2 protein-coding genes are annotated in these 713 nt (G+C 46.6%); both read right to left on the bottom strand.

The window, feature by feature from the left end; translation table 11 throughout:
* Positions 1–109: 109 nt before the first annotated feature.
* The gene (gene tnpA, locus ACLJQD_RS22915) at positions 110–568 is read right to left on the bottom strand and encodes an IS200/IS605-like element IS200F family transposase (RefSeq protein WP_026080919.1); all 459 of its coding nucleotides are present in this window, start codon (positions 566–568) and stop codon (positions 110–112) included.
* The coding region (locus tag ACLJQD_RS22910) for a hypothetical protein (RefSeq protein WP_000696922.1) at positions 525–713 on the bottom strand (189 nt) is incomplete at its 5' end. The genes ACLJQD_RS22910 and tnpA, both read right to left, overlap by 44 nt.

Below are 713 nucleotides of genomic sequence, written 5' to 3'. Positions count from 1 at the left end.
AATAAATATCCTCCGGCATAGCCGGAGGTTTTTCAGATGCGCCTGTAAGGCTCTCTTACCAGCCGCGCCCTAACAGGCGCATACGATCTGACATTTGCATCAAACTTCGTTACTTACGGCCCGTAAACGGGCTGCCCGGATAAGGGCGCGATAATTGCTCACCCATTTTATCCTCTTCAAGCTGGTGCTTTATGTAGTCCTGTATCTTCGCCGTGTTCTTACCCACCGTATCGACATAGTACCCTCTGCACCAGAACTCTCTGTTCCTGTATTTGAATTTTAGATCCCCAAACTGCTCGTAAAGCATCAGACTACTTTTACCCTTCAGATATCCCATGAAGCTCGACACACTCATCTTCGGCGGGATCTCCAGAAGCATGTGAATATGATCTGCACAACATTCCGCTTCCAGAATTCGTACGTTTTTCCATTCACACAATTTTCTTAATATGCTGCCTACTGCCCTACGCTTCTCTCCATAGAACGCTTGTCTTCGGTATTTGGGCGCGAAAACTATGTGATATTTACAGTTCCATCGGGTGTGCGCTAAGCTCTTTTCGTCCCCCATTGGGACCCCCTTTTGATTTCTTGTTGAACTTTTGCAGTTGCCAGACCGCAAGATGTTTTAACAAATCAAAAGGGGTTTTAATAACTGGCTTAAAGCTGAAAGCTTTCCGGAACCCCCAGCCTAGCTGGGGGTTTTCCATAGACAA

Origin of the sequence: Salmonella sp. SAL04214 (assembly GCF_046550615.1) — a bacterium.
GTDB lineage: Bacteria > Pseudomonadota > Gammaproteobacteria > Enterobacterales > Enterobacteriaceae > Salmonella > Salmonella enterica.
Note: the sequence above shows the minus strand (reverse complement) of the source record. Positions and strands in the feature narration are given on the sequence as shown.